This window comes from Pseudomonas sp. NPDC086278 (assembly GCF_050280905.1).
Taxonomy (GTDB): Bacteria; Pseudomonadota; Gammaproteobacteria; order Pseudomonadales; family Pseudomonadaceae; genus Aquipseudomonas.
On record NZ_JBNNWE010000071.1, the window covers coordinates 23,195 to 30,548 of the forward strand.

Consider the following 7,354-nt stretch of genomic DNA (forward strand, 5'->3'; position numbering starts at 1 on the left):
TGGAGTGTGTTGATTTCAGGTCTGTGCCAGGCCCCGCCTTTTGCAACTACCGTGACCGAGTCCTGACCGATGAACACTGAATTCCGTAAACCGCTGCCCGGCAGCCATCTGGATTACTTCGACGTCCGTGCGGCGGTCGAAGCCATTCAGCCTGGCGCCTACGACACCCTGCCGTACACCTCCCGCGTGCTCGCGGAAAACCTGGTGCGTCGCTGCGACCCGGCCACGCTCACCGAATCCCTGAAGCAGTTCATCGAGCGCAAACGCGACCTCGATTTCCCGTGGTTTCCGGCTCGCGTGGTGTGCCACGACATTCTCGGCCAGACCGCGCTGGTCGACCTCGCCGGCCTGCGTGACGCCATCGCCTTGCAGGGTGGTGACCCGGCGCAAGTGAACCCGGTGGTGCCTACGCAATTGATCGTCGACCACTCGCTGGCCGTCGAGCGCGGTGGCTTCGATCCGGAGGCGTTCGAGAAGAACCGCGCCATCGAAGACCGTCGCAACGAAGACCGTTTCCACTTCATCAACTGGACTAAAAAAGCCTTCAAGAACGTCGATGTGATTCCGCCGGGCAACGGGATCATGCACCAGATCAACCTGGAAAAAATGTCTCCGGTGATCCAGGTGCGTGATGGCGTCGCGTTCCCCGACACTTGCGTCGGCACCGACAGCCATACCCCGCACGTCGATGCGCTGGGCGTGATCGCGATTGGCGTGGGCGGTCTGGAAGCGGAAAGCGTGATGCTCGGCCGCGCCTCTTGGATGCGCCTGCCGGAAAGCGTTGGCGTTGAACTGACCGGCAAGCTGCAACCGGGCATCACCGCCACCGACATGGTGCTGGCGCTGACCGAGTTCCTGCGCAAGCAAAAAGTCGTTGGCGCGTGGCTGGAATTCTTCGGTGAAGGCGCTTCCGCGCTGACCCTCGGCGACCGCGCGACCATCTCCAACATGGCCCCGGAATACGGCGCCACGGCCGCGATGTTCTACATCGACCAGCAAACCATCGACTACCTCAAGCTCACCGGCCGTGAAGACGAGCAGGTGCAGTTGGTCGAGAACTACGCCAAGACCACCGGCCTGTGGGCCGACAGCCTGAAGGGCGCGCAATACGAGCGCGGCTTGACCTTCAACCTGTCTTCGGTAGTGCGCAACATGGCCGGGCCGAGCAACCCGCACGCTCGCGTCGCGACCTCGGACCTCGCCGCGCAAGGCATCTCCGGCCAGTGGGACGACGTGCCGGGCCAGATGCCGGACGGCGCGGTGATCATCGCCGCCATCACCAGTTGCACCAACACCAGCAACCCGCGCAACGTCATCGCCGCCGGCCTGCTGGCGCGCAATGCCAACAAGCTTGGGCTGACGCGCAAGCCGTGGGTCAAATCATCGCTGGCGCCGGGTTCGAAAACCGTGGCGCTGTACCTTGATGAAGCGGGCCTGACCGACGAACTGGAACAGCTCGGTTTCGGCGTGGTGGCGTTCGCGTGCACCACCTGCAACGGCATGTCCGGTGCCCTCGACCCGGCGATCCAGCAAGAGATCATCGACCGCGATCTGTACGCGACCGCCGTACTCTCCGGCAACCGCAACTTCGACGGCCGGATTCACCCGTACGCCAAGAACGCGTTCCTCGCATCGCCGCCCTTGGTGGTCGCTTACGCCATCGCCGGGACCATCCGATTCGACATCGAAAAAGACGTGCTGGGCCTCGACGCGAACGGCAAGGAAATCCGCCTGAAAGACATCTGGCCGAGCGACGAAGAAATCGACGCGGTGGTCAAGGCGTCGGTCAAACCGGAGCAGTTCCGTCAGGTCTACATCCCGATGTTCGCTATCCATGAAGACACCGGCCCGAAAGTCACGCCGCTGTACGACTGGCGCGAGATGAGCACCTACATCCGCCGCCCGCCGTACTGGGAAGGCGCGCTGGCCGGCGCGCGTCCGCTCAAGGGCATGCGCCCGCTGGCGGTGCTGCCGGACAACATCACCACCGATCACCTGTCGCCGTCGAACGCGATCATGCTCGACAGCGCCGCCGGCGAATACCTGGCGAAAATGGGCTTGCCGGAAGAGGACTTCAACTCTTACGCAACTCATCGGGGCGACCATCTGACCGCACAACGCGCGACCTTCGCCAACCCGAAACTGTTCAACGAAATGGTCCGGGAAAACGGCAAGGTCAAGCAGGGTTCACTGGCGCGGGTCGAGCCGGAAGGCCAGGTCATGCGCATGTGGGAAGCCATCGAAACCTACATGGAACGCAAGCAGCCGCTGATCATCATTGCCGGCGCCGATTACGGTCAGGGTTCGTCCCGTGACTGGGCGGCGAAGGGCGTGCGTCTGGCCGGTGTCGAAGCGATTGCCGCCGAAGGTTTCGAGCGCATTCACCGCACCAACCTGGTGGGCATGGGCGTATTGCCGCTGGAGTTCCTGCCGGGCACTGATCGCCACACGCTGGCCATTGATGGCAGCGAAACCTACGACGTGATCGGCGACCGCACCCCGCGTGCGCAGCTGACGCTGGTGATCAACCGCCTCAACGGCGAACGGGTCGAAGTGCCAGTCACTTGCCGCCTCGACACCGCCGAAGAAGTGTCGATCTACGAGGCCGGCGGCGTGTTGCAACGCTTTGCCCAGGACTTCCTGGAATCGGCGGTCGCCGTTTAAATCACCACGTGCGAGCAAGGGGCTCAAGTCCCTTGCTCGCGATGGAGGAGCACCATGGCTCACGCACCCCAGATTAAAATCGCCGCCACCTATATGCGCGGCGGCACCAGCAAAGGCGTGTTCTTCAGCCTGCAGGATTTGCCCGAAGCGGCACAGGTTCCCGGCCCGGCCCGCGATGCCTTGTTGCTGCGCGTGATCGGCAGCCCGGACCCGTATGACAAGCAAATCGACGGCATGGGCGGCGCGACTTCCAGCACCAGCAAAACCGTGATCCTGTCGAAAAGCATCAAGGCTGATCACGACGTCGATTACCTGTTCGGTCAGGTCTCCATCGACAAGCCTTTCGTCGACTGGAGCGGTAACTGCGGCAACCTGTCGGCGGCGGTCGGTTCGTTCGCCATCAGCAACGGTCTGGTGGACGCCAGCCGCATTCCACACAACGGCGTCGCCGTGGTTCGCGTGTGGCAGGCCAACATCGGCAAAACCATCATCGCCCATGTCCCGATCACCAATGGTGAAGTGCAGGAAACCGGTGATTTCGAACTCGACGGCGTGACCTTCCCGGCCGCCGAAGTGCAAGTCGAATTCATGGACCCTGCGGCGGAAGAAGAGGGTGGCGGCGGGTCGATGTTCCCCACCGGCAACCTGGTGGACGACCTCGAAGTCCCCGGCGTCGGCACCTTCAAGGCGACGCTGATCAACGCCGGTATCCCGACGATTTTCGTTAACGCCGCAGACATCGGCTACACCGGCACTGAGTTGCAAGGCGCGATCAACGGCGACCCGAAAGCCTTGGCGATGTTTGAAACCATTCGCGCTTACGGCGCGTTGCGCATGGGGCTGATTTCGAACCTCGACGAAGCGGCCAAGCGTCAGCACACGCCGAAAGTGGCGTTCGTCGCCAAACCTGCGGACTACGTCGCATCCAGCGGCAAAGCGATTGCCGCGGGGGATGTCGACCTGCTGGTGCGGGCGCTGTCGATGGGCAAATTGCACCACGCAATGATGGGCACGGCGGCGGTGGCGATTGGCACGGCGGCGGCGATTTCCGGCACCCTGGTCAACCTGGCGGCGGGCGGCATTGAGCGCAATGCCGTGCGCTTCGGCCATCCGTCCGGCACCTTGCGGGTCGGTGCCGAGGCCAGCGAGGTGAACGGTGAGTGGATCGTTAAAAAAGCCATCATGAGCCGCAGTGCGCGGGTGTTGATGGAAGGCTTCGTGCGCGTGCCGGGCGACGCTTTCTAACCTGAACCCCAGAGATAAAGACAAAACCCTGTGGGAGCGACGGTGCGACTTGCTCGCGAAGACGGAGCGCCGCTCCCACAGTTGGCCGCATTTCAAAATAAGAAAGCAGTAAGCCACCGAGAAAAAACCTGAACCGAGGTCCCATCAACGAACCACTTCAAGAGTGAATCGAACATGAGCGCCAACGTCGACCTGAACAACCGCCCCGACTACGACACGGTCCTGCAAGACATCGCTGACTACGTCCTCAATTTCAACATCGAGTCCACTGAAGCCCTCGACACCGCCCGCAACTGCCTGATGGATACCCTCGGCTGCGGCCTGCTGGCCCTGCGCTTTCCCGAATGCACCAAACACCTTGGCCCGATTGTCGAAGGCACCGTCGTGCCGTTCGGTGCCCGCGTCCCCGGAACCCGATTTCGGCTCGATCCGGTCAAGGCTGCATGGGACATCGGCTGCATCGTGCGCTGGCTCGATTACAACGACACCTGGCTCGCCGCCGAATGGGGCCATCCGTCCGATAACCTCGGCGGCATTCTCGCGGTGGCCGATCACCTGTCGCAAAAACGCGTGGCCAATGGTGACGCCCCGTTGACCATCCGCGCCGTGCTTGAAGCGATGATCATGGCCCACGAGATTCAAGGCGTGATCGCCCTGGAAAACTCCTTCAACCGCGTAGGCCTGGATCACGTCATCCTGGTGAAAGTCGCCTCGACCGCTGTTACCGCCAAGCTCATGGGCGCCAATCGCGAGCAGTTGTTGTCAGCGTTGTCCCACGCGTTCGCCGACGGCCAGGCGTTGCGCACTTACCGGCATGCGCCGAACGCCGGGTCGCGTAAATCCTGGGCCGCCGGCGATGCCTCCAGCCGAGGCGTGCGTCTGGCGGACATTGCGCTGCGCGGCGAGATGGGCATTCCCGGCGTACTGACGGCCAAGCAGTGGGGCTTCTACGACGTGCTGTTCAGCCACACCAATAACGATCTGGCGCTGAAACCGGACGACAAACGCACGTTCAGCTTCTCCCGCCAGTACGGCAGCTACGTGATGGAGAACGTGCTGTTCAAGGTCAGTTTTCCTGCGGAGTTTCACGCACAGACTGCTTGCGAAGCCGCTGTCACCTTGCACCCGCAAGTCAGGAATCGCCTGCACGAAATCGAAAAAATCGTCATCACTACCCATGAGTCAGCGATCCGCATTATTTCCAAGGTCGGCCCGCTGGCGAATGCAGCCGACCGCGACCACTGCATTCAATACATGGCGGCCGTGCCGCTGGCTTTCGGCAATCTGGTGGCCGAGCAATACGAAGACGACTTCCACGCCGCGCACCCGGTCATCGACGTGCTGCGCGAGAAAATGGTCATCGTCGAAGACCCGCGCTTCACCCGCGAGTATCTGGAGGCCGACAAACGCTCTATCGCCAACGCGATCCAGGTGTTTTTCAAGGATGGTTCCAGCACCGAGAACGTAGTGGTCGAGTACCCGATCGGCCATCGCCGTCGCCGCACCGATGGCATTCCGTTGCTGGAAGACAAGTTCAAAGCCAACCTGGCGACGCGCTTTACCGCCCAGCGCAGCGCGGAGATTTTTGAGTTGTGCAAGGATCAGGCAGCGCTTGAAGCAACCCCGGTCAACCGGTTCATGGACCTGTTCGTCATCTGAATAAAACCTGTGGCAGCACGGTTGCTGGCGATGGCGATCAAAAAGACGCCATCGCCAGCCAGCCCTGTTTGTTCAGGCTTTCAACCATTTTTCCACGGGCAATTTGGTGATCGCAAAACCGGTCAACAAAATCGCCGAGTACATCATCAGCTCCCGGGACAAGGTTTGCCCCTCGTACCACGCGCCGATCACCACCGCGAACACCGGGAAAATGATGAACACGAACGACAAAATGATCGGGCTCAGCCGCTTGAGCAGCAGGAAATACACAATGAATCCGCCTACCGAAGCCACCAGCCCGAGGTAGAGCAGGGCGCCCCATGAGCGCAGGCTGATCGCGGCAAACACCGGCGCTTCGAGGTTCAAACCCACGACGAACAGCATCAGCCCGGCGATGCCGATTGGCAGTGTGTTGTAGGTAATCACGCTGATCGCCGTGCCGTGTTTTTTGGTCACCACGTAACACAGCGCATGCATCACCGCCGCGCAGAGAATCGCCAGCACCCCGAACAGTTCGGCATGGTCCAGATGCAGTCCCTGACTGCGGATGATCATGAACAGACTGCCAAAACCGATGGCGATACCGAGCACTTGCGACGGGTAGATTTTCTCCCGCAGGAACCACGCGGAAAACAGCAGGATGAACACCGGCATGCAGCTGAACAGCAGCGCGGTCAGACCCGATGACACGTGCATCTCGCCGTAGTTGAGCAAGTAATACGGCAGGCTGAAGTACGACAGCGTGACGAACACGAAAAACCAGCGGCTCTCTTTGGGAAACCACAGCGGTTCGCGGCGCAGCAGGGCAAAGCCGAGAAACAACGGAAAGGCGATCAGGAATCGCAACCCGGCGGCTGTCAGCGGCGGCACGCTTTCAACGGCGATTTTTATCCCCAGCCACGTCGTGCCCCAACTCAGGCATACGATCAGGAACAGCAGGCTGGTGACCGCTGCGGCCAGCCAGGGTTTTGCGGTCATCGATGGCGCGGTAACGGCAGTGGACATGATCAAGCTCCTGTTATCGGCGCAATTGACCTTCATCTGCAAAAGGTCTATCCCTGATTGCACCTGTTTCAAGCACGCTATTCGGGGCTTCAATGACTGTCAAAACAAGTATTGCCATGGTGTCAATCCTGCGCGACGGTCTCGCCCATGGATTGGGGGTGAAGTACAAGCGCCTGGCCGACGCCGTGGAAAAGGGCATCGACGAAGGATTGATCGAAGCAGGCAGCAAGTTGCCGCCGCATCGATTGTTGGCCGACAGCCTGGGCGTGACCATCGGCACCATCAGCCGCGCTTACGGCGAGCTTGAGCGTGTGGGTTTGGTCGTTGCTCGCGTAGGAGACGGCACTTATGTGCGTCAGCGCGGGATGGAACGCCCGCGAGACGGCGGCTTTCGCAATGTCAGCGATGAGCCGCAGGCGTTTTTCGACATGAGCCGTAACCAGCCGATTCCGGGGCAGGAGGCGCTGTTCTTGAGTCAAAGCTTGCAAGCGCTGGCCCTCGATCCGCAGGCGTTGCAGCACATCAGCGGCTACACCGCCGACACCGGATTGCAGCGCCATCGTGCGGCGGGCGCGCACTGGCTGCGCCATCAGGCGTTTGTCCCGGACGCTGAGCAGATCGTCTGCGTCAACGGCGGCCAACACGGTTTGCTGTGTGCCTTGATGGGGTTGCTGAAGGCCGGCGACACGGTGGTCACGGAGCATCTGACCTATCCGGGGTTGATCAGTGTTGCGCGCATGCTCGGCATCAAACTGATCGGCGTCGCGATGGATGACGAGGG

At 61.5% G+C, this 7,354-nt stretch carries 5 protein-coding genes; 4 read left to right on the forward strand and 1 reads right to left on the reverse strand.

Annotation, left to right across the window (positions count from 1 at the left end):
- Nucleotides 1-69: 69 nt before the first annotated feature.
- The 3 genes from acnD to prpD all read left to right on the forward strand — a co-directional run bounded on the left by acnD (nt 70) and on the right by prpD (nt 5,568).
- On the forward strand, nt 70-2,664 hold the full coding sequence (gene acnD, locus ACQKP4_RS20525; RefSeq protein ID WP_427635454.1) for a Fe/S-dependent 2-methylisocitrate dehydratase AcnD: 2,595 nt from the start codon (nt 70-72) through the stop codon (nt 2,662-2,664).
- A 54-nt stretch (nt 2,665-2,718) separates the two neighbouring features.
- Nucleotides 2,719-3,909: a 2-methylaconitate cis-trans isomerase PrpF gene (gene prpF, locus ACQKP4_RS20530; RefSeq protein WP_427635455.1), complete on the forward strand. Its 1,191-nt coding sequence runs from the start codon at nt 2,719-2,721 to the stop codon at nt 3,907-3,909.
- 174 nt (nt 3,910-4,083) lie between these two features.
- Nucleotides 4,084-5,568 (forward strand): 2-methylcitrate dehydratase, encoded by a 1,485-nt coding sequence (gene prpD / locus ACQKP4_RS20535; protein WP_427635456.1) that lies wholly within the window; start codon nt 4,084-4,086, stop codon nt 5,566-5,568.
- A 72-nt stretch (nt 5,569-5,640) separates the two neighbouring features.
- On the opposite strand, the gene ACQKP4_RS20540 is transcribed toward prpD, so the two are convergent.
- Nucleotides 5,641-6,528 carry a DMT family transporter gene (locus ACQKP4_RS20540; RefSeq protein ID WP_427635458.1) on the reverse strand — a complete coding sequence of 296 codons (888 nt, stop codon included), beginning with the start codon at nt 6,526-6,528 and terminating at the stop codon, nt 5,641-5,643.
- A 137-nt stretch (nt 6,529-6,665) separates the two neighbouring features.
- On the opposite strand from ACQKP4_RS20540, the gene ACQKP4_RS20545 reads away from it, so the two are divergent.
- The coding region (locus ACQKP4_RS20545; protein WP_427635457.1) for an aminotransferase class I/II-fold pyridoxal phosphate-dependent enzyme at nt 6,666-7,354 on the forward strand (689 nt) is incomplete at its 3' end.

Coding starts and splice junctions, on each gene's coding strand:
- acnD (WP_427635454.1), top strand. CDS start 70: ATGAACACTGAATTCCGTAAACCGCTGCCCGGCAGCCATCTGGATTAC.
- prpF (WP_427635455.1), top strand. CDS start 2,719: ATGGCTCACGCACCCCAGATTAAAATCGCCGCCACCTATATGCGCGGC.
- prpD (WP_427635456.1), top strand. CDS start 4,084: ATGAGCGCCAACGTCGACCTGAACAACCGCCCCGACTACGACACGGTC.